Origin of the sequence: Brucella sp. IR068 (assembly GCF_049065885.1) — a bacterium.
Taxonomy (GTDB): domain Bacteria; phylum Pseudomonadota; class Alphaproteobacteria; order Rhizobiales; family Rhizobiaceae; genus Brucella; species Brucella intermedia.
The window spans coordinates 342,385-359,665 of record NZ_JBAKHE010000003.1 but is presented as its reverse complement, the minus strand read 5'-3'; the positions used below and the strand labels follow the sequence as shown (position 1 = coordinate 359,665).

The window sequence follows — 17,281 nt, the reverse complement described above, 5'->3', positions numbered from 1 at the left end:
CTTGATGGAGGATCAGGATGAACAGGTCGAAATTCTGTCTGTGGGCGACCTTGACGTTCGCCACCGCAGGAGCCGTTCAGGCACAGGAACTGAAGACCATGGATGATGTGGGCAGCGCGCTGAACGCATGCTGGACTGCGCCTGCGGGCAGCAAGAATTCAGCCGTGACCCTCAGCTTCAGCTTCAAGCGCAACGGCAGCCTGATGGGGCCGCCCCGCCCCAGTGCGATCAACGTTCAGGGGGATGACAAGGCGAAAAAGGCATTCGTGAACGCTGCTATCGACGCGGTTGAAAAATGCACGCCGCTGAAACTTGCGCCCTCGCTGGCAGAGGGTATCGGCGGGAATGTCTTCACCATGCAGTTTCATTCGGCGGATTGATCGATGCCAGACAAGGCGGTTGCCAGACGTCTGCTGGAAGATCACGTCGCACCATACGATGATCCCATCGCCTTCACACGAGGCCAGACGGTATCCCTGACCGGAGAGGCCGAAATCTGGGACGGCTACCGGTGGTTGTGGGCCGTGGGAGCGGATGGCCGTGCGGGGTGGATTCCCGATAACAGCATCATGGTCAAGGATGATACGGTCATCACTCTGCGCGACTACTCGGCGATGGAACTGACCTGCAACAAAGGTACCATGCTCCACGTCATCGAAGAAACGCATGGATGGGCATGGTGCAGCGCGCCCAATGGATTTTTCGGTTGGGTGCCGGCGAACAAACTTGCCTGACACCCCCCCCCGTTTTGAGCGAGCGAAAAGTTTCTCTTGCGAATCGCATAAGTGCATGCTTATATGACGGCATGAATGAGAACGATATATTCAACGATGTTTTCAGGGCGCTTGCCGATCCGACCCGCCGGATGATCTTCGAGAAGCTGGCATCCGGCAGCATGAATGCCAGTGCGTTGCGGGAAGGGATGGAGATCAGCCAGCCCGCCATGTCGCAGCATCTGGCGGTGTTGCGCGGCGCGGGACTGGTGCGTGAGGAACGTGAGGGGCGCTTCGTCAATTATGAAGTCGATCCGAACGGACTGACCCTCATCGCCAACTGGCTTGCCAAATACCGCGCCTATTGGCCGGAACGTATCGATGCTCTCAAAACCTTGCTGAAGGATATGGACCAATGACCGACCGGCAGGAAGAACACCGCGAAAAAGCGATAGAGCTGGAATATGAGCTGGATGCCGCGCCGCAGAAAGTCTGGCGCGCGATCAGCATTCCGGAATTTCGCGAAAGCTGGCTTCCATCCGAGGCACTGGCCGACCCGGAACCTGCGTCCTGCAAGCCCGGCGAGGAGATCAGCTACCGAATGCGGGAAAACGAACCGCCCTTTCTGGAAAGCATGGTGACGTTCCGCATCGTGCCGGGCATTTCCGGCGGCACCTGTCTGCGCGTCATCCACGAATTGAACGACGCGCGGGTGAAACATGCCGCACCGGTTGCCGCCAACAGCAACCGGATGCCGGTCATGCGCGCCGCCTGAAGCACCCACATCCTGATTTTGGAAGAGAGGAGTTCGCCCATGCGCGAAACGATGCAACTCGTCCCTATGGTCGTCGAACAGTCGAGCCGCGGCGAAAGGTCGTTCGATATCTATTCGCGCCTGCTGCGCGAGCGGATCATCTTTCTCAATGGCGAAGTGAACGACACCGTATCCGCGCTGATCTGCGCGCAATTGCTGTTTCTGGAAGCGGAAAATTCCAAACAGCCGATCAATCTCTATATCAACTCGCCGGGCGGCGTCGTGACCAGCGGCCTCGCGATCTATGACACGATGCGCTATGTCCGCGCGCCGGTGCACACGCTCTGCATGGGGACGGCCCGTTCCATGGGTTCCTTCCTGCTGATGGCGGGGGAGCACGGCCATCGCGCCGCCCTTCCCAATGCGAACCTGCTTGTTCACCAGCCTTCCGGCGGCTTTCAGGGGCAGGCATCGGACATTTTCATCCATGCCGAGGAAGCCCAGCGAACCAAGCGGCTGATGACGCGTCTTTACGCCGAACATTGCGGCCGCACCTATGAAGAGGTGGAACGCGCGCTTGACCGTGATAATTTCATGACTGCGGAAGCGGGTCTCGAATGGGGATTGATCGACCGCATTCTGGAACGGCGGGAAGTTGCGGCGGCCTGAGAAGCAGGGTCTTCTGTCGCCAGCAGCGTTGTATATGTCCCCCGGGAACAGTATCAACACCGGATGGATAGAAATCACGCAGCAATCCCCGAAGAAGCGGCAAAGGCCCTGATCGTCCTGCAGGAATGCCTGGGGTCATCCTTGCAGGCCCTATATCTGCATGGCTCCGCCGTGAATGGCGGCCTTCGCCCCAACAGCGACGTCGACCTGCTGGCGGTCTGTGACCGGAATCCGGCACCTGAAACCAGTGCGCTTCTCGTTGATCGGCTGATGCAGATATCGGGCCGGCACCCGGTCGCCCCGGGAATGCCCCGATGCCTGGAGGTGATGCTCTTTCTGCGGCAGGACCTCGCCGCATCTCGCTATCCTGCGCGGTGCGCCTTCATCTATGGAGAATGGCTGCGTGACGAATTCGAGGCCGGGATCGTGCCGCAGGCCCATACCGACCCTGAATATACACTGGTGCTCGCGCAAGCCGGCCAAGAAGCAATAAGCCTTGTCGGCCCCACGCGGGAGCATCTTCTGCCGTCCGTGCCGCAAGGAGACGTGCGACGGGCGATTGCCGATGCCTTGCCTGCCCTTATCGGCAACCTTGCAGGCGATGAGCGCAATGTCCTGCTGACGCTGGCGCGGATGTGGTACACGCTCGAAACCGGAACATTCGTGCCGAAGGACGCCGCCGCCGAATGGGCGCTGCCCCTTGTTTCCCCCGAAACCGCAGCAGCCCTTGCGCTCGCGCAGGCGGCCTATCGGGGCGCGGCTGTCGACGACTGGCAAAGCCATCCCCTGCTCGCAGGGCAGGCGGCTGAGGAACTGGCACATCAGGTGCGGCTGCTTTTCTGAAAATCTTCAGGCCGCGGCTTCATCCTTTTGCCGCTGCGCAGGCACCGGAACGCTGTCGGGAATATCCGAATGCAGGAAGTGCAGAAGCGTGTCCTGAACCGACGACAGCCGGTGCGCGCAATCGCGCCAGCCGAACGGAATATCCTTCGGCATGGACGGAATCCGGCGCGGCTCCTGCCCTTCCTCCAACTCGCAATTGGCAATGACTACCTGCAAGGCTTCCATCAGCCATGGCGGCGGCGGCGCCTCCTTCTTGCGCAGCGCATTGCCCAGCGCTTCACCGAACAGCAGCGCCGATGCGTAAAGTCGGATGCCGCGCCGATCATAACGGCCCGCCATTTCCGTGACCTCGCGCGCCACCAGCCGCCCGCGCAGCGACCAGCGCGCATTGCTGCGGGCCAGTGCGATGCCATCGCCCAATGCGATCACCGCCCGGTGGGCCGAGGTAAACTGGTTGATCGCACTTTGCGCCCGCACCGGGTCCTGCTTTTCCAGCGCCACGGCCGATTGTTTCAGGCCCTTTGCCAGCCGGTCGAGCAGGCCCCGAGCAGCCTTGTCGATCAGAAGCAACGGGCTCGGTGTCATCAAAATCTGGCTGAACAGCAAGCCCACGCCCGCCCCGACCAGAACATCGACCAGCCGCGTCACGCCCGCGACCTGCGGCCCCATGGCGAGAACCAGAATCGCCGAAACGCCCGACTGAATGGCGATTGCAGGCGCCATGCCGAAAGAGGTTGCCAGCACCATGGCAACGAAAGTCACGATGCTGGTGTGGAAGACCGGAACAGTTTCGGGCAAAAGCAGCGAAAGCTCCCCGACCAGCACGCCTGTCGTGACGCCGACGACCACGCCGATCGCCTGCTTGCCGTGGTTGGGCAGGTTCGGCGCCAGACAGATCACCGCCGTCACCATGGCGAAAACGGGTTTCGGCTGGTCCAGAAGCAGCTGGCAGATCAGCCATGCGACGCCGCCTGCAAAGGAAGCGATCAGGGAATCGCGCCAGCTCGCAGACCATTGCTGAACGATCTTCTTGGCGCGCTGCCGCATCGATTTCTCCATCTGCTTACCGGCAGCTATCTATGGCAGCATTTTCCCGCCTCAAGGCTTGAAGAAGTTTTCGTACTGGTCCGGCTTGAAACCGACCGTCAGCTCTCCATCCCTGTCGAGAACCGGGCGCTTGACCATGGAAGGCTGCGCCAGCATCAGTGCCCGCGCCCTGCCCGCGTCAACGTTCTGGCGTTCTTCCTCCGGCAGTTTGCGAAACGTCGTTCCGGCGCGGTTGAGCAGCTGCTCCCACGGAACGCTTTTCAGAAAGCGGTCGAGCGTTTCGCCGTCCAGCCCTTCCTTCTTGTAATCGTGGAACGCAAAGTCGATGCCATGGTCTTCAAGCCAGGTGCGCGCCTTCTTCATGGTGTCGCAGTTCTTGATACCGTAGATGGTCACGCTCATATCCGACTCCTTTGATCGCTCAGAGCGTGGTGTTTTCAAGTTGAACCATTATCCCGCTCCAAACTTTTTGTTTGAGCATGTTTTTATCCGAAAACCGTTTCCCACTTTTCGGAATCATGCTCCAGCCGCGATCAAAGGCGATCGAAACGCCGGTTTCAACCTCTATCTGGAATCGTGAAAGATTATGCCCAGCGTATGCCGCTTGCCGGAACGGATGCGGCTGACGCCATGCCGCATCTTGACGCGATAATCGCCGCGCGTCCCCTGCATCGGACGGTCATTGACCGCGAAGACCACGCCGTCGCCCTGCCGGAGCGGAACGACCTCGGCCCGGCTCTGCATGCGCGGGCGCTGTTCGGTCAGGACGAATTCACCGCCCGTAAAATCCTTCTCCGGCTCGGACAGCAAAATCGCCACCTGCAACGGAAAGGCGATATCGCCGTAAATATCCTGATGCAGGCAATTATAGTCGCCCTCGACATATTGCAGGATGAGCGGTGTGGGACGCGTCTGCCCTGCCGCGTGGCACCGCTCCAGGAAGGCATCATGGGTGGGCGGAAACCGGACATCCGATCCCAGTCTTTCGCTCCACCGATTGGCGATGGGAGCCAACTGAAAATAGAGCTTCTGGCGCAGATTCCAAATTAAGGCAGGAATGGGATTTGCGTAATATTTGTATTCTCCGCGCCCAAAACCGTGTTTTCGCATCGAAATCACCGTTCGAAATGCGGCCAAGGTGTGATAACCTGCGGCAATCTCGTGGCAATCCTGTGGCGAAATTATGTTTTCGAGAATTGTGGCACCGAACTGGTCGAGTTCGGCGCCGATTTTTTGCCAGTCATAGGCGGGAATATTCTGGCCCTGCATGGGTTCATTTTTATTCATGCCTGGCCCTCCCGCTTCAGGAGATCGCGCTTGCGCTCGACACCCCAGCGATAGCCGGAAAGGCCGCCATCGTTGCGCACCACGCGGTGGCACGGAACCGCGACCGCGATCTTGTTCGCCGCGCAGGCCTGCGCCACCGCACGCACCGATTTCGGTGCGCCGATGCGCTCGGCAATTTCTGTATAACTTACTGTTTTACCGACCGGAATTTCTCGCAAAGCCTGCCAGACGCGTTGCTGGAACGCGGTTCCCTGCAGATCAAGCGGCAGGTCGAGCCCGATGCGCGGCGCTTCGACGAAACCGACCACCTCGGCGACCATATCCTCGAAATCGCGGTCCGCACCGATGAGATTGGCCTGCGGAAAACGCTTTTCCAGGTCACGGATCAGTTCTTCCGGGTCGTCACCCATCAAAATGGCGCAGACGCCCTTGTCGCTCGCCGCCACCAGCACCGCGCCCAGCGTCGACTGGCCGATGGCAAAACGGATATCCGCATTCTTGCCGCCCTGCTTGTAAGCCTTTGGAGTCATTCCCAAAATCCCATCCGAAGCCTCATAGAAGCGGCTGCTGGAATTGTAACCGGCATCATAGATGGCGTCGGTTACGCGGATTTCCGGCGCATCGAGCGCCGCCCGCATCTTCCTCGCGCGATGCGCATCCGCATAGGCTTTCGGGGTCAGTCCCGTGAACTCCTTGAATATGCGATGGAAATGGGCCGGGCTTGCCTTTACCGAAGCCGCTATTTCTTCAAGGGATGGCACTTCTTCCGCCGTTTCGATGAAACGGCAGGCAGAGGCCACCATCTCGGCATAGCGGGTGCTGTTCTGCGTCGCCAGCGTTTCGGACAGATGCGGCTTGCAGCGCATGCATGGCCGGAACCCGGCGCGTTCGGCATCCTCGCAACCGTCGAAGAACTGCACGTTCTCGCGCTTTCCGCGCCGCGACGGGCAGGACGGGCGGCAATAGACGCCGGTGGTGCGCACAGCATAGACAAATGCCCCGTCCGACGCCTTGTCGCGGTCGAGCACCTTCTGCCAGCGGCTTTCATCGGGGTCGTGGGTCTTCATGGTCATAAGGTTCATGTCCGTATTCCTTCAATATGAGCATGAAGGAAGGCTAATGCCACCGCGTCGAAGCTACACTCCGCTGCTTGCTTTCAAATTCGAAACGGCGCCGTTGCACAGTCTGTTCACAAATAAGGAACATGCAAGCTTCCAGCTTTTATACCATGATATGAAAGGTAAACAGGGAGAAGACCATGACGACAATCGGCTTCATCATCGATGGCAAGGAAACACCATCCGCTTCCGGCAAGACATTCGACCGCAAGGACCCCGTCACCGGAAAGGTCGCCACTACAGCGCCTGCGGCCAGCCTTGCCGATGTCGACGCGGTTGCGAAATCTGCCGCGAAAGCCTTTGAAAGCTGGTCGGATACCGGGCCGGGCGAGCGTCGTGCACTGCTGAACAAGGCGGCTGACCTGATGGAAAGCCGCGCCGATGAATTCATCCGCCTCATGTTGGAAGAAACCGGCGCAACCGCGCCTTGGTCGGGCTTCAACGTCCATCTCGGCGCCGGTGTGCTGCGCGAAGCGGCAGCGCTCACCACGCAGATCACCGGCGAGATCATCCCTTCGGACAAGCCCGGCATCGTTTCCATGGCAGTGCGCCAGCCGGTTGGCGTGGTGCTTGGCATGGCGCCATGGAATGCGCCGGTCATTCTGGGCGTGCGCGCCGTTGCAGCCGCCCTCGCCTGCGGCAACACGGTTATCCTGCGGTCGTCCGAATCCTGCCCCGGCGTTCATCACCTGATCGTCAAGACACTCAACGATGCTGGCTTCCCCGCCGGTGTGGTCAATGTGATTTCCAATGCCCCTGAGGACGCGCCGGAAATTGTGGCGGCCCTTGTTGCTCATCCGTCCATCCGCCGCATCAACTTCACCGGCTCCACCCATGTCGGCAAGATCATCGCCAAACAGGCCGCGGAGCATCTGAAGCCCGTGCTGCTGGAACTGGGGGGCAAGGCGCCCTTCATCGTGCTGGAGGATGCCGATCTCGATCAGGCGGTCGATGCGGCAGCTTTTGGCGCTTTCATGAATCAGGGCCAGATCTGCATGTCCACGGAACGCTTTATCGTGCATGAGAAGGTGGCGGATGTCTTTGCGGAAAAACTTGCCGCCAAGGCAAGATCACTACCCGCTGGCGATCCGCGCGGCAATGTCGTGCTCGGTTCGCTGGTCGATCTCAAATCCGCCGAGCGCATGGATGCGCTCATCCAGGATGCCGTGTCGAAAGGCGGCAAGGTTCTGGCGGGCGGCAAGCGTGAAGGCTCCATCGTTGAGGCGACGGTCATCGATCACGTGACGTCCGACATGAACATTTACACGCAGGAATCCTTCGGGCCGGTGAAACCTATCATCCGCGTCAGGGATGCCGAAGAGGCGATCCGCGTGGCCAACGACACCGAATATGGCCTTTCATCCGCGATCTTCAGCCAGGATGTGAAAAGGGCGCTGGCGCTTTCAAAAAAGCTTGCGACCGGCATCTGCCACATCAATGGCCCGACGGTCGCAGACGAAGCGCAGATGCCCTTCGGCGGCGTGAAATCTTCCGGCTATGGCCGTTTCGGCGGAAAGGCCGTCATCAACGAATTTACCGACCTGCGCTGGATCACCATCGAGGGCCCGCAGCATTATCCGTTTTGAATCAGAAAGGGCGGAGCTTTCAACTCCGCCCTTTCATCATCGGTGTCCGTTCAAGACTTTCGCGCTTCCTTGATCGCCTCGATCAGCTCCGGCTCCTTCATCACTCCGCCATAGAGCTTGGTGCCGATGACGAAGGAAGGCGTGCCACCGAAATTGAAGGCTTCGCCCTGATCCATATTGCGCTCAAGAATGGCATTGATGCGCTTGGAATCAGCCTTATAGGCCGCATTGAGCTTCGCCGGATCGAGTCCGCCCTTTTTCAGCGCCGCATCCACCTGTTCCGGCGTAAGGCGACCGGGCGTCGCCATCAACGCTTCCATCGCCTTTACATAGTTGCCGGATTTTTCCGCCGCCAGAACGAGGCGCGCGGCATAGGCGGACGTGTCGCCGAAGATGATCCAGTCCTTCATGACAAGGCGCACATTGCCGTCATTCCTGACCACGCGCATCAGTTCGGCATGCCCCTTCTTGCAGTAAGGGCACTGGTAATCGAAATATTCGACAATGGTGACATTGCCGTTAGGATTGCCCAGAACCGGGATTTCCTTGTCGTAGAGTACTTCCGCAACCGTCGGAACACGCTGGGCGAGGCTCTCGCCGCCCGAAATCGCTATCGTTGCGGCGCCCGCCGCCGTTGCGGCCAGTATCTGACGACGATTCATCATGAGCTTGCTCCTTTGCCCGACTTTGCTTCAGACTGGGATTTATCCAACACCACGACACGCGCACCGGCGCTGGCGCGCTTGTAGAGATCGAGTATGTCCTGATTGTAGAGGCGGATGCAGCCGGACGACGCAGCCTTGCCGACGGACCATGGCTCGTTGGTGCCGTGAATGCGGTAAAGCGTGTCCTTGCCATCGCGATAGAGATAGAGCGCACGGGCACCGAGCGGGTTGCGGATGCCACCTTCGAGGCCATTGGCGTATTTTGCGTAATGCTCCGGATTGCGTTTGATCATGTTGGCTGTCGGCGTCCAGCGCGGCCATTGCGACTTGTAGGCAACCTTGGCATCGCCTGAGAAGGTCAGTCCGGCGCGACCGACCCCCACCGAATAACGGATTGCCTTGCCGCCCGGCTGCACGAGATAGAGATAGCGCGCATAGGGATCAACCACGATCGTGCCCACCGGCTCGTTCGTGGCATAGTCAACTTCCCGACGCAGATTGCGATCCGCGATCTTACTGACATCAAGTGCGGGAATGAGATTGCCGCGGTCGTTCACCGCGCCATACATGATCTCATATTCACTCTTCGCCGTCTGCATTTCCGGCGCAGGCTGGCTCACGGGTTCGGCTGCAACAGGCTCGGGCCTGAAGGCCACCGGCTGCGGCATGGTGACGGCGATGGGCCGCTCCGCAGATGCGGTCGTGCATGCCGCGGCAACAAAAGGCAGACAGGCCACCACGGCCATCCGCAGCAGTGATTTCCGCGCGTTCTGTTTGTGAATCGATACAGTCAATTCTCTTGCCCCCGGGCCATCTTGAAATCCTTACATCCTTTGTCGCCGGAGCATTCTCCAGAACTATTGGAAATGCTCTATCTCTTTGTCTTTACGCATTATCCAACGCAAAACCGCTTCGCACTTTTGCTGGAAATGCTCTAGTCAGCGCTCACAAGACCGACCGAACGTTCGATGGAAGCGGTCGTGATATCGCCCACCAGTCTGGTTCCCTCCGGTTCCTTGCTGATGCGATTGAAGAAGATCATCGTCGGCGGCCCGGCCACGCCGAGCTTTGCCATCAGGTCGGCATTGCCCGCTGTGAGCTCGGAAATATCCGCCTTGACAAGCTGGTAACCTTCCAGCGCCTTCTTCACGCCAGCGTCGGGCAAAACCCGGCGCTCCACGGTGGAACAGCTTACGCACCAGTCCGCCGTGAAATAGACAAGCGTCGGCTTGTCGCCGCGCGCCTCGCCAAGTTTCTCCTGAAGGGAAGAAACAGTCTCGACCGGCGCAAATTGCAGCGCGGCCAGATTCTGGTTGCCGCCACGGTTACCGAATGCGGCCAGCGGTTGCAACGGGTCTTTTCCGCCCGAAGCCACGCCGAGCATCAAAATGACGCCGTAGACGAATGCCGCCGTGCCGATGGTGCGGGCGACAACGCTGCGTCCCGGAATTTTGAGGAATGCGAAACTTGCGGTCCCGAAAAGCAGGAGCGCCCACAGCACCATATCGACACCCGGCGGCAGAAGGGGAGCCGCCATGAAGATCGCGGTCGCGAGAAAACCGAAGCCGAAGATCTGCTTTACCGTTTCCATCCATGCGCCTGCGCGCGGAAGCGTGCCAGCGCCAAGCGTGGCGAAGGCAATGAGCGGCAATCCCTTGCCGATGCCGAGCGCAAAGAGCGCGGAAGCGCCAAGCGCGACATTGGCAGTCTGCGCGATATAGATAAGCGCGCCTGCAAGTGGCGCCGTAACGCAAGGGCCGACGATCAGCACGGACGAAAAGCCGAGAATGGCAGCCGACCGCTTCGAGCCTGTCCGCTGCTGGCCATGGGGACCAGTCCGCGACGAAATCGCGCTGACCCATGAATTGGGAAGCTGTATCTGGAAGAGGCCGAACATGGAGAGCGCGAGCAGCACGAATAATCCTGCCAGCACGAGTGCCGTCCATTTCGATTGCAGCACCATCTGCAGGTTCTGTCCCGACCAGCCTGCGATTGCGCCGACCACGGCAAAACCCAGCGCCAGGCTGACGACATAGGTGGCGGAAAGCACGAAGCCGCGTTTTGCGGTCAGCTTCTCCCCTTCACGCGCCAGCGTTCCGGCAAGGATGGGGTAGATGGGAAAGACGCAAGGGGTGAAAGCAAGCAGCACGCCGAAAGCCAGAAATGCCGCGATCACCAGCCCGGTGCCGCCACGATCCACCAGCCCCTCGACCATGCCCTTTTCGGGTGCAAGGGCAAATGCCGCCTTTGGTGGAGCGGCTGGCACCGCAGCCGGTGTGAAGGTCGGTGTGAAGGTCGGCGTCTGCGCCAGCAGCTTGGCCTTTTGGCCCTTCTCGCTCGAAACTGCGAGCGTGACCGGATCGACCGTCCTGGTTTCCGGGCGGTAGCAGATGCCGTCTTCCTGACAGCCCTGATAGGTGAGTTCCAGCGGCTCTGTATCCGCCTTCACGCTTGCCGTGGCGTGGGTGTAATAGACTTCAAGCCGCCCGAAATTCGGGTCGTCCTTGGGCTGTCCGGGCTGCGTGTCGACGGCAAGCGGATTTCCCTGCCCGTCCTTCGCCGCTATATGGTCGCGATAAAGATAATAACCGTCCGCGATCCGCCAGTTGAGTACCAGCCGGCCATCCGTGTCCTTCAATACGCTCAGGCGGAATGCCTGATCGACCGGCAGCGGGTTTGCCGCCGAGGCCGGGGCGAGTGCGAGGAACAAACCGATGAACAAGCTGGCGAGGCCCGCAAGGAGACGCATTACGATTTTCCGCATAATTCGATTCGGACAAATTGATCATGTTGCAAATGGCGAATGTCCCCGCCACCTTAAGGCAGCCTTAAGCTGGCGCAGGGAAAAGCCCGTGCGGGGTTAAACACCAATAAAGGCAGAAACAGGAACTCATGCGCATACTCGTGGTGGAAGACGACACGATCCTTCTCGACGGACTGACTGTAGGGCTTGGGCTTGCTGGCTTCACCGTAGATGCCGTGTCGAACTGCTGCGACGCGGAAGCAGCGCTTGCCGCGCAGAACTATAACGCGGTGGTGCTCGACCTGATGCTGCCCGATGGCTCGGGCCTCGATATTCTGAAATCCATGCGGCGCGGACGCGACGAGACGCCGGTTCTGCTGCTGACCGCGCGCGATCAGGTGCCCGAGCGCATTGCGGGGCTCGATGCCGGTGCGGACGATTATGTCGGCAAACCCTTCGACCTGCATGAGCTTGCGGCCCGCGTGCGCGCCGTCGCCCGGCGCGGCGCAGGACGCGCCAATGCCCTGCTTGAATGGCGCGGCGTGGAACTGGACCCGGCGGAGATGTCGGTGCGCTTCCACGGCGAACCCGTGCGGCTGACCCGGCGCGAATTCTCGATCCTGCGCACCTTGATGGAGCGGCCCGCCGCCACCTTCTCCAAATCCTCGCTGGAGGAAGCGCTTTACGGCTGGCAGGAGGAAGTGGAGAGCAACGCGGTGGAAGTGCATATCCACCACCTGCGCTCCAAGCTTGGCTCCGATTATATCGAAACCGTGCGCGGGGTCGGTTACCGGCTGGCGGGAGCAAGGACATGAATTCCATTCGCAGCCGTCTCACCGGCATCCTGATCGGCGTCACCTGCGTCGTCTGGCTTTTCGCGGTCGTGTGGATCCATATCAGCACCCAGTCACAGCTTGAAAAAGTGCTCGATGCGCGCCTGATGGAAGCCGCGCGGATGGTCAACTCGCTTCTGACAGACCATCGGGTCGCGGTTGGCCCGGATGGAGATGGCGGGCAATTGTCGTTGAAGCCGATGCCCGATTTTCCGCTCTATGACCGGCAGCTTTTCTGCCAGATATGGGCTCTCGACGGCAAGCTTGTGGGACGTTCCGAAAGCGCGCCCGGCGTGCGGCTCACTAATATCGCGAACGGCTTTTCGGATACGGAAGTTGCGGGCGACCGCTGGCGCGTGTTCGCGGTGGAAAATACCCAGCTCGGCCTGCGCGTCATGGTCGGCGACAGCCTGAGCGTTCGCGAAAGGCTGGTGCAGAATGTCGTGACCGGGCTTGTGCTGCCCGCGCTGTTGATGCTGCCCGTTCTGGCGCTCATGATCTGGCTGTGCGTACGGCGCGGTCTCAATCCGCTGAGCCGTCTTGCATCCGTGCTTTCAAAGCGCCAGGCGCAGGATTTGCGGCCACTGCCCGAACACAACCTGCCCAAGGAGATTGCGCCTGCCGTCACCGCGCTGAACGGGCTTTTCCAACGCGTCGAGGAGGCGCGCGAGCGTGAGCGCAATTTCGCGATCTTTGCCGCGCATGAACTGAAGACGCCGCTCGCCGGATTGAAGACGCAGGCGCAGATTGCCGAAAGCGCAAAGGACGAAACAATGCGCGTCAATGCGGTGCGCCAGATCGCGGCGGGGGTCGACCGCACCACCCGTCTCACCAATCAGCTTCTGGACCTCGCCGCACTCGAAACCGGAGACGACATTGAAGCACCGGCATGCGAACCGGCGTGCCAGCTTCTCGTTGCGGTGTCCACCGACATGCGGATGCTTGCGGCGCAGCGCGGCGTTTCCATCGAGCTGCCGGGCAACATGCCGCTGGTACAGATGCCCTTCCCGCACCTCTTCACGCTTGCCGCACGCAACCTGATCGAAAACGCCGTCAACCACTCGCCGGGCAACGGCACCGTGCGCTGCCGCCTTGAAGCCTCAGCCGACAAGCTCAAGCTGGTCGTCGAGGATGACGGGCCCGGCATTCCCGAAAGCGAAATGCCGCACGTGACCGAGCGCTTCTTCCGCGGCGCTAATCGCAATGAAACCGGCAGCGGCCTTGGGCTTCCCATCGTGAAAATGGCGGTGGAGCGTATGGGCGGGGAATTGCAGCTGCAAAACCGCCCGCAAGGGGGCTTAAGCGCGTCGATCATCGTGCCGGGCACCATCGTCGGATGACGGCCATCTGAAACGGAACCACGGCGCGCATCGAACAAGGCTCATTCCCCTGCTTTCAGGCGTTTGAGCCCGTGTCTTTGATTTAGATCAATGACACCTGCTCCCCGAGCGCAGATAGCGAACCTATCGCTATTGCTGCCTCATCCGAGGCGGCTCTTGTCATGCGCTGCGAGGGGATTTCATGAACTACGCCGCTGGAACAGTCCTTTCCGGTCTGGGGGCACTTTTTGCTGTGCTTCTGGCCGGATTTTCCCATGATGAGCTGTTCAGAACCCATATGTGGATTCTGTTCGCTACACTGGCCATCTTCACCATTCTTCTGATGCGGAATGCCAATTACGGCCTGACGCCCAAAAAGGTCGACCAGTCCGCCTATATGGACGGCCCAATCCGCTACGGCGTCATCGCAACGGTTTTCTGGGGCGTGACCGGTTTTCTGGTCGGCGTCGTCATCGCCGCGCAGCTCGCCTTTCCCGATCTCAATCTGGAACCCTATCTGAACTTCGGCCGCCTGCGCCCGCTGCACACATCTGCGGTGATTTTCGCGTTCGGCGGCAATGCGCTGATTGCATCGTCCTTCTATGTCGTGCAGCGTACCTGTCGCGCCCGCCTCATCGGCGGCGATCTGGCATGGTTCGTGTTCTGGGGCTACCAGCTTTTCATCGTGATGGCCGCGACCGGCTATCTGCTCGGCATCACGCAGAGCCGTGAATATGCGGAACCGGAATGGTATGTCGACATCTGGCTCACCATCGTCTGGGTCGCCTATCTGGTCGTCTTCCTCGGCACGATCCTGAAGCGCAAGGAGCCGCATATCTATGTGGCGAACTGGTTCTACCTGTCCTTCATCATCACCATCGCCATGCTGCATATCGTCAACAATCTGGCGATCCCTGTCTCGTTCCTCGGCGTGAAGAGCTATTCCGCCTTCGCGGGCGTGCAGGATGCGGTGACGCAGTGGTGGTATGGGCACAACGCCGTCGCCTTCTTCCTCACCGTGCCGTTCCTGGCAATGATGTATTATTTCGTGCCGAAGCAGGCAGAGCGTCCGATCTATTCCTACCGCCTGTCGATCGTGCACTTCTGGTCGATCATCTTCCTCTATATCTGGGCCGGGCCGCACCATCTGCACTACACCGCCGTTCCCGACTGGGCGCAGACGCTCGGCATGGTCTTCTCCATCATGCTGTGGATGCCGTCCTGGGGTGGCATGATCAACGGCCTGATGACGCTTTCGGGCGCATGGGACAAGGTCCGCACCGATCCGATCATCCGCCTGATGGTTGCCGCCATCGCCTTCTACGGCATGGCGACCTTTGAAGGCCCGATGCTGTCGATCAAGGCCGTCAACTCGCTGTCGCACTATACGGACTGGACCATCGGTCACGTTCATGCGGGCGCGCTTGGCTGGAACGGCATGATCTCGTTCGCCGCCGTCTATTATCTCGCACCGAAGCTGTGGAACCGCCAGCGGCTCTATTCGATCCGCATGGTCAACTGGCACTTCTGGCTGGCGACGCTCGGCATCGTTCTCTACGCGGCTGCCATGTGGGTTGCCGGTATCCAGCAGGGCCTGATGTGGCGCGAATACGACGATCAGGGCTTCCTCGTCTATTCCTTCGCGGAAACCGTGCTCGCCATGTTCCCCTACTATGTCATCCGTACGCTTGGCGGCGTGCTCTACCTCGCCGGTGGCTTCGTGATGGCCTGGAACGTCTATCAGACCATTCGTGGCAATCTGCGCAACGAAGCCCCGATGGGCGGCACCCGGACTGTAGCCGGTGCGACCATGCAGCCTGCCGAATAAGGAGCGTGTGATTTATGTCGATACTAAAGAACCACTCCAAGCTGGAGAAAAACGCAACGCTGCTGCTGATCGCATCGCTCGCCGTGGTCACGGTCGGCGGCATCGTTGAAATCGCACCGCTCTTCTATCTCGAGAACACCATCGAGAAGGTGGAGGGCATGCGCCCCTACTCGCCGCTGGAACTCGCGGGCCGCGACGTCTATGTGCGTGAGGGCTGCTATCTCTGCCACAGCCAGATGATCCGCCCGTTCCGCGATGAAGTGGAACGTTACGGCCATTACAGCCTGGCTGCGGAATCCATGTACGACCATTCGTTCCAGTGGGGCTCCAAGCGCACGGGGCCTGACCTCGCCCGCGTCGGCGGCCGCTATTCGAACGAGTGGCACGTGCAGCACCTTGTCCGTCCGCGCGACGTGGTGCCGGAATCGGTCATGCCAAGCTATGCGTTCCTGAAGGACCGTCCGCTGGAGGCTTCCAACATTGCGGCCAATCTGAAAGCCAATGCGGCGGTCGGCGTACCCTACAGCCAGGAAATGATCGACAACGCGCTTGACGATCTGAAGGCACAGGCCACGCCGGATGCCGACACGACCGGCGTCGAGGCACGCTATCCCAAGGCCAAGGTCGGCGATTTCGACGGCAACCCGCAGATGATCTCGGAGATGGACGCGCTCATCGCCTATCTCCAGATGCTCGGAACGCTCGTCGATTTCTCGACCTACGACCAGTCCCCCAAAGCGAGATAAAGCGGAGATTTAGCGATGGATTACAACACCATGCGCACTTTCGCCGATAGCTGGGGTCTGCTCGGCATGGCGCTCTTTTTTCTCTTCGTCGTTCTCTACGCCTTCCGGCCAGGCAGCAAGCAGATAGCCGACCACGCGAAGGACATTCCTTTCAAGGATGACGCAAATGACTGACAAGCAAATCGACGAAGTAACCGGCGTAGCGACCACCGGCCACGAATGGGACGGCATCAAGGAACTCGACAATCCTATGCCCCGCTGGTGGCTGTGGACATTCTACGCGACGATCTTCTGGGCGCTTGCCTATGTGATCGCCTATCCGGCCTGGCCGCTGATCTCAAGTTCCACCGGCGGCATGCTCGGCTGGTCGAGCCGCGGCGCTTTCTGGGAAGAAACCGCACGCATCGACAGCGAGCGGCAGGGCATCATCGACCAGATCAAGGCCAAGGACGTCCACGAAATTCTGGCGGATGAAAACCTGCGCCAATATGCGATTGCCGGTGGCGCTGCCGCCTTCCGCGTCAATTGCGTGCAGTGCCACGGCTCTGGCGCGCAAGGTGCGCCCGGCTATCCCAACCTCAATGATGACGACTGGCTGTGGGGCGGTTCGATCGACGACATCCTGACGACCATCCGTCATGGCGTGCGCTCCAAGGACGATGCCGACACCCGGATTTCCGAAATGCCCGCCTTTGTCGACGTTCTGGAACCGCAGCAGATCCGCGATGTCGCCGCCTATGTGGTGAGCCTCTCCGGCACGCCGCACAACCCCGCCATGGTGCCGGAAGGCAAGAAGGTTTTCGCAGAGAACTGCGCCGTCTGCCATGGCGCGGATGCCAAGGGTCTGCGCGAGTTCGGTGCACCGGACCTGACGGACGCCATCTGGTTCTACGGCTCCGGCGAGGACGCCATCGTGCGTCAGGTCTCACATCCCAAGCACGGCGTCATGCCCGCATGGGAAACACGCCTCGGAGACGCAACCGTCAAGCAGCTTGCCATCTTCGTCCATTCCTTGGGCGGCGGCGAATGAAGAGACGGGAGTAAGGCAGTAGGGGAATAGGGGAGTATGTTTTGGTTTTGAACGTCCGAAACGACACTCCCTCTTCTCATGCTCCCTTACTCCCCTATTC

The 17,281-nt window shown here is 60.2% G+C and carries 20 protein-coding genes; 13 read left to right on the top strand and 7 right to left on the bottom strand.

What is annotated here, in order from left to right:
* Window positions 1-17: 17 nt before the first annotated feature.
* The 6 genes from ACOWVS_RS07435 (at window position 18) to ant(9)-Ic (ending at window position 2,979) form a co-directional block, all read left to right on the top strand.
* Window positions 18-380, top strand: a complete 363-nt coding sequence (locus tag ACOWVS_RS07435) for a hypothetical protein (protein ID WP_021586178.1) — start codon at window positions 18-20, stop codon at window positions 378-380.
* A 3-nt stretch (window positions 381-383) separates the two neighbouring features.
* Window positions 384-734 (top strand): SH3 domain-containing protein, encoded by a 351-nt coding sequence (locus ACOWVS_RS07430; protein WP_021586179.1) that lies wholly within the window; start codon window positions 384-386, stop codon window positions 732-734.
* Window positions 735-805: 71 nt separating this feature from the next.
* Entirely contained in the window at window positions 806-1,132 is a 327-nt protein-coding gene (locus tag ACOWVS_RS07425; protein ID WP_021586180.1) for an ArsR/SmtB family transcription factor, read from the top strand.
* Complete coding sequence (locus tag ACOWVS_RS07420) at window positions 1,129-1,488, top strand: SRPBCC family protein (protein ID WP_021586181.1); 360 nt, start codon at window positions 1,129-1,131, stop codon at window positions 1,486-1,488. Before ACOWVS_RS07425 ends, ACOWVS_RS07420 begins: the two co-directional genes overlap by 4 nt.
* 39 nt (window positions 1,489-1,527) lie before the next feature.
* Window positions 1,528-2,136: an ATP-dependent Clp protease proteolytic subunit gene (locus tag ACOWVS_RS07415; protein WP_021586182.1), complete on the top strand. Its 609-nt coding sequence runs from the start codon at window positions 1,528-1,530 to the stop codon at window positions 2,134-2,136.
* Window positions 2,137-2,199: 63 nt separating this feature from the next.
* Complete coding sequence (ant(9)-Ic, locus tag ACOWVS_RS07410; protein WP_021586183.1) at window positions 2,200-2,979, top strand: aminoglycoside nucleotidyltransferase ANT(9)-Ic; 780 nt, start codon at window positions 2,200-2,202, stop codon at window positions 2,977-2,979.
* A 6-nt stretch (window positions 2,980-2,985) separates the two neighbouring features.
* Here the strand turns inward: ant(9)-Ic and ACOWVS_RS07405 are convergent, their stop codons facing one another.
* The 4 genes from ACOWVS_RS07405 to ada all read right to left on the bottom strand — a co-directional run bounded on the left by ACOWVS_RS07405 (window position 2,986) and on the right by ada (window position 6,395).
* Complete coding sequence (locus ACOWVS_RS07405; RefSeq protein WP_025089698.1) at window positions 2,986-4,026, bottom strand: FUSC family protein; 1,041 nt, start codon at window positions 4,024-4,026, stop codon at window positions 2,986-2,988.
* A gap of 51 nt (window positions 4,027-4,077) precedes the next feature.
* Window positions 4,078-4,428 (bottom strand): ArsC family reductase, encoded by a 351-nt coding sequence (locus tag ACOWVS_RS07400; RefSeq protein WP_021586185.1) that lies wholly within the window; start codon window positions 4,426-4,428, stop codon window positions 4,078-4,080.
* Between the two features lie 162 nt (window positions 4,429-4,590).
* Entirely contained in the window at window positions 4,591-5,313 is a 723-nt protein-coding gene (locus ACOWVS_RS07395) for a 2OG-Fe(II) oxygenase (RefSeq protein WP_021586186.1), read from the bottom strand.
* Complete coding sequence (ada, locus tag ACOWVS_RS07390; RefSeq protein ID WP_021586187.1) at window positions 5,310-6,395, bottom strand: bifunctional DNA-binding transcriptional regulator/O6-methylguanine-DNA methyltransferase Ada; 1,086 nt, start codon at window positions 6,393-6,395, stop codon at window positions 5,310-5,312. The genes ACOWVS_RS07395 and ada overlap by 4 nt, the downstream gene beginning before the upstream one ends.
* Window positions 6,396-6,571: 176 nt before the next feature.
* On the opposite strand from ada, the gene ACOWVS_RS07385 reads away from it, so the two are divergent.
* Window positions 6,572-8,017 (top strand): aldehyde dehydrogenase, encoded by a 1,446-nt coding sequence (locus ACOWVS_RS07385; protein ID WP_075041770.1) that lies wholly within the window; start codon window positions 6,572-6,574, stop codon window positions 8,015-8,017.
* A 50-nt stretch (window positions 8,018-8,067) separates the two neighbouring features.
* On the opposite strand, the gene ACOWVS_RS07380 is transcribed toward ACOWVS_RS07385, so the two are convergent.
* The 3 genes from ACOWVS_RS07380 to dsbD form a co-directional block, all read right to left on the bottom strand.
* Window positions 8,068-8,682, bottom strand: a complete 615-nt coding sequence (locus ACOWVS_RS07380) for a DsbA family protein (protein ID WP_021586189.1) — start codon at window positions 8,680-8,682, stop codon at window positions 8,068-8,070.
* On the bottom strand, window positions 8,679-9,428 hold the full coding sequence (locus ACOWVS_RS07375) for a L,D-transpeptidase (protein WP_075041771.1): 750 nt from the start codon (window positions 9,426-9,428) through the stop codon (window positions 8,679-8,681). The genes ACOWVS_RS07380 and ACOWVS_RS07375 overlap by 4 nt, the downstream gene beginning before the upstream one ends.
* Before the next feature lie 188 nt (window positions 9,429-9,616).
* Window positions 9,617-11,431: a protein-disulfide reductase DsbD gene (gene dsbD, locus ACOWVS_RS07370; RefSeq protein WP_021586192.1), complete on the bottom strand. Its 1,815-nt coding sequence runs from the start codon at window positions 11,429-11,431 to the stop codon at window positions 9,617-9,619.
* A 143-nt stretch (window positions 11,432-11,574) separates the two neighbouring features.
* On the opposite strand from dsbD, the gene ACOWVS_RS07365 reads away from it, so the two are divergent.
* The 6 genes from ACOWVS_RS07365 (at window position 11,575) to ccoP (ending at window position 17,181) form a co-directional block, all read left to right on the top strand.
* Entirely contained in the window at window positions 11,575-12,240 is a 666-nt protein-coding gene (locus tag ACOWVS_RS07365; protein ID WP_021586193.1) for a response regulator, read from the top strand.
* Window positions 12,237-13,598, top strand: coding sequence for an ATP-binding protein (locus ACOWVS_RS07360; protein ID WP_021586194.1), 1,362 nt, complete (start codon window positions 12,237-12,239; stop codon window positions 13,596-13,598). The genes ACOWVS_RS07365 and ACOWVS_RS07360 overlap by 4 nt, the downstream gene beginning before the upstream one ends.
* Before the next feature lie 181 nt (window positions 13,599-13,779).
* Window positions 13,780-15,405, top strand: a complete 1,626-nt coding sequence (gene ccoN / locus ACOWVS_RS07355; RefSeq protein ID WP_006466124.1) for a cytochrome-c oxidase, cbb3-type subunit I — start codon at window positions 13,780-13,782, stop codon at window positions 15,403-15,405.
* A 14-nt stretch (window positions 15,406-15,419) separates the two neighbouring features.
* A complete protein-coding gene (gene ccoO / locus ACOWVS_RS07350) occupies window positions 15,420-16,151 on the top strand; it encodes a cytochrome-c oxidase, cbb3-type subunit II (RefSeq protein WP_006466123.1) in 732 nt (243 codons plus the stop codon).
* A 15-nt stretch (window positions 16,152-16,166) separates the two neighbouring features.
* The gene (locus tag ACOWVS_RS07345) at window positions 16,167-16,325 is read left to right on the top strand and encodes a CcoQ/FixQ family Cbb3-type cytochrome c oxidase assembly chaperone (RefSeq protein ID WP_006466122.1); all 159 of its coding nucleotides are present in this window, start codon (window positions 16,167-16,169) and stop codon (window positions 16,323-16,325) included.
* On the top strand, window positions 16,318-17,181 hold the full coding sequence (ccoP, locus tag ACOWVS_RS07340; RefSeq protein ID WP_021586195.1) for a cytochrome-c oxidase, cbb3-type subunit III: 864 nt from the start codon (window positions 16,318-16,320) through the stop codon (window positions 17,179-17,181). The genes ACOWVS_RS07345 and ccoP overlap by 8 nt, the downstream gene beginning before the upstream one ends.
* The last annotated feature ends 100 nt before the right edge of the window (window positions 17,182-17,281 follow it).

Excerpts from the sequence above, each read along its gene's own strand:
- ACOWVS_RS07420 (WP_021586181.1), top strand. The coding sequence starts at position 1,129 with ATGACCGACCGGCAGGAAGAACACCGCGAAAAAGCGATAGAGCTGGAA.
- ACOWVS_RS07430 (WP_021586179.1), top strand. The coding sequence starts at position 384 with ATGCCAGACAAGGCGGTTGCCAGACGTCTGCTGGAAGATCACGTCGCA.
- ACOWVS_RS07405 (WP_025089698.1), bottom strand. The coding sequence starts at position 4,026 with ATGCGGCAGCGCGCCAAGAAGATCGTTCAGCAATGGTCTGCGAGCTGG.
- ACOWVS_RS07435 (WP_021586178.1), top strand. The coding sequence starts at position 18 with ATGAACAGGTCGAAATTCTGTCTGTGGGCGACCTTGACGTTCGCCACC.
- ccoP (WP_021586195.1), top strand. The coding sequence starts at position 16,318 with ATGACTGACAAGCAAATCGACGAAGTAACCGGCGTAGCGACCACCGGC.
- dsbD (WP_021586192.1), bottom strand. The coding sequence starts at position 11,431 with ATGCGTCTCCTTGCGGGCCTCGCCAGCTTGTTCATCGGTTTGTTCCTC.
- ACOWVS_RS07400 (WP_021586185.1), bottom strand. The coding sequence starts at position 4,428 with ATGAGCGTGACCATCTACGGTATCAAGAACTGCGACACCATGAAGAAG.
- ACOWVS_RS07365 (WP_021586193.1), top strand. The coding sequence starts at position 11,575 with ATGCGCATACTCGTGGTGGAAGACGACACGATCCTTCTCGACGGACTG.
- ACOWVS_RS07415 (WP_021586182.1), top strand. The coding sequence starts at position 1,528 with ATGCGCGAAACGATGCAACTCGTCCCTATGGTCGTCGAACAGTCGAGC.
- ccoN (WP_006466124.1), top strand. The coding sequence starts at position 13,780 with ATGAACTACGCCGCTGGAACAGTCCTTTCCGGTCTGGGGGCACTTTTT.
- ACOWVS_RS07385 (WP_075041770.1), top strand. The coding sequence starts at position 6,572 with ATGACGACAATCGGCTTCATCATCGATGGCAAGGAAACACCATCCGCT.
- ACOWVS_RS07425 (WP_021586180.1), top strand. The coding sequence starts at position 806 with ATGAATGAGAACGATATATTCAACGATGTTTTCAGGGCGCTTGCCGAT.
- ACOWVS_RS07375 (WP_075041771.1), bottom strand. The coding sequence starts at position 9,428 with ATGGCCGTGGTGGCCTGTCTGCCTTTTGTTGCCGCGGCATGCACGACC.
- ccoO (WP_006466123.1), top strand. The coding sequence starts at position 15,420 with ATGTCGATACTAAAGAACCACTCCAAGCTGGAGAAAAACGCAACGCTG.
- ACOWVS_RS07395 (WP_021586186.1), bottom strand. The coding sequence starts at position 5,313 with ATGAATAAAAATGAACCCATGCAGGGCCAGAATATTCCCGCCTATGAC.
- ACOWVS_RS07345 (WP_006466122.1), top strand. The coding sequence starts at position 16,167 with ATGGATTACAACACCATGCGCACTTTCGCCGATAGCTGGGGTCTGCTC.
- ACOWVS_RS07360 (WP_021586194.1), top strand. The coding sequence starts at position 12,237 with ATGAATTCCATTCGCAGCCGTCTCACCGGCATCCTGATCGGCGTCACC.
- ACOWVS_RS07380 (WP_021586189.1), bottom strand. The coding sequence starts at position 8,682 with ATGATGAATCGTCGTCAGATACTGGCCGCAACGGCGGCGGGCGCCGCA.
- ada (WP_021586187.1), bottom strand. The coding sequence starts at position 6,395 with ATGAACCTTATGACCATGAAGACCCACGACCCCGATGAAAGCCGCTGG.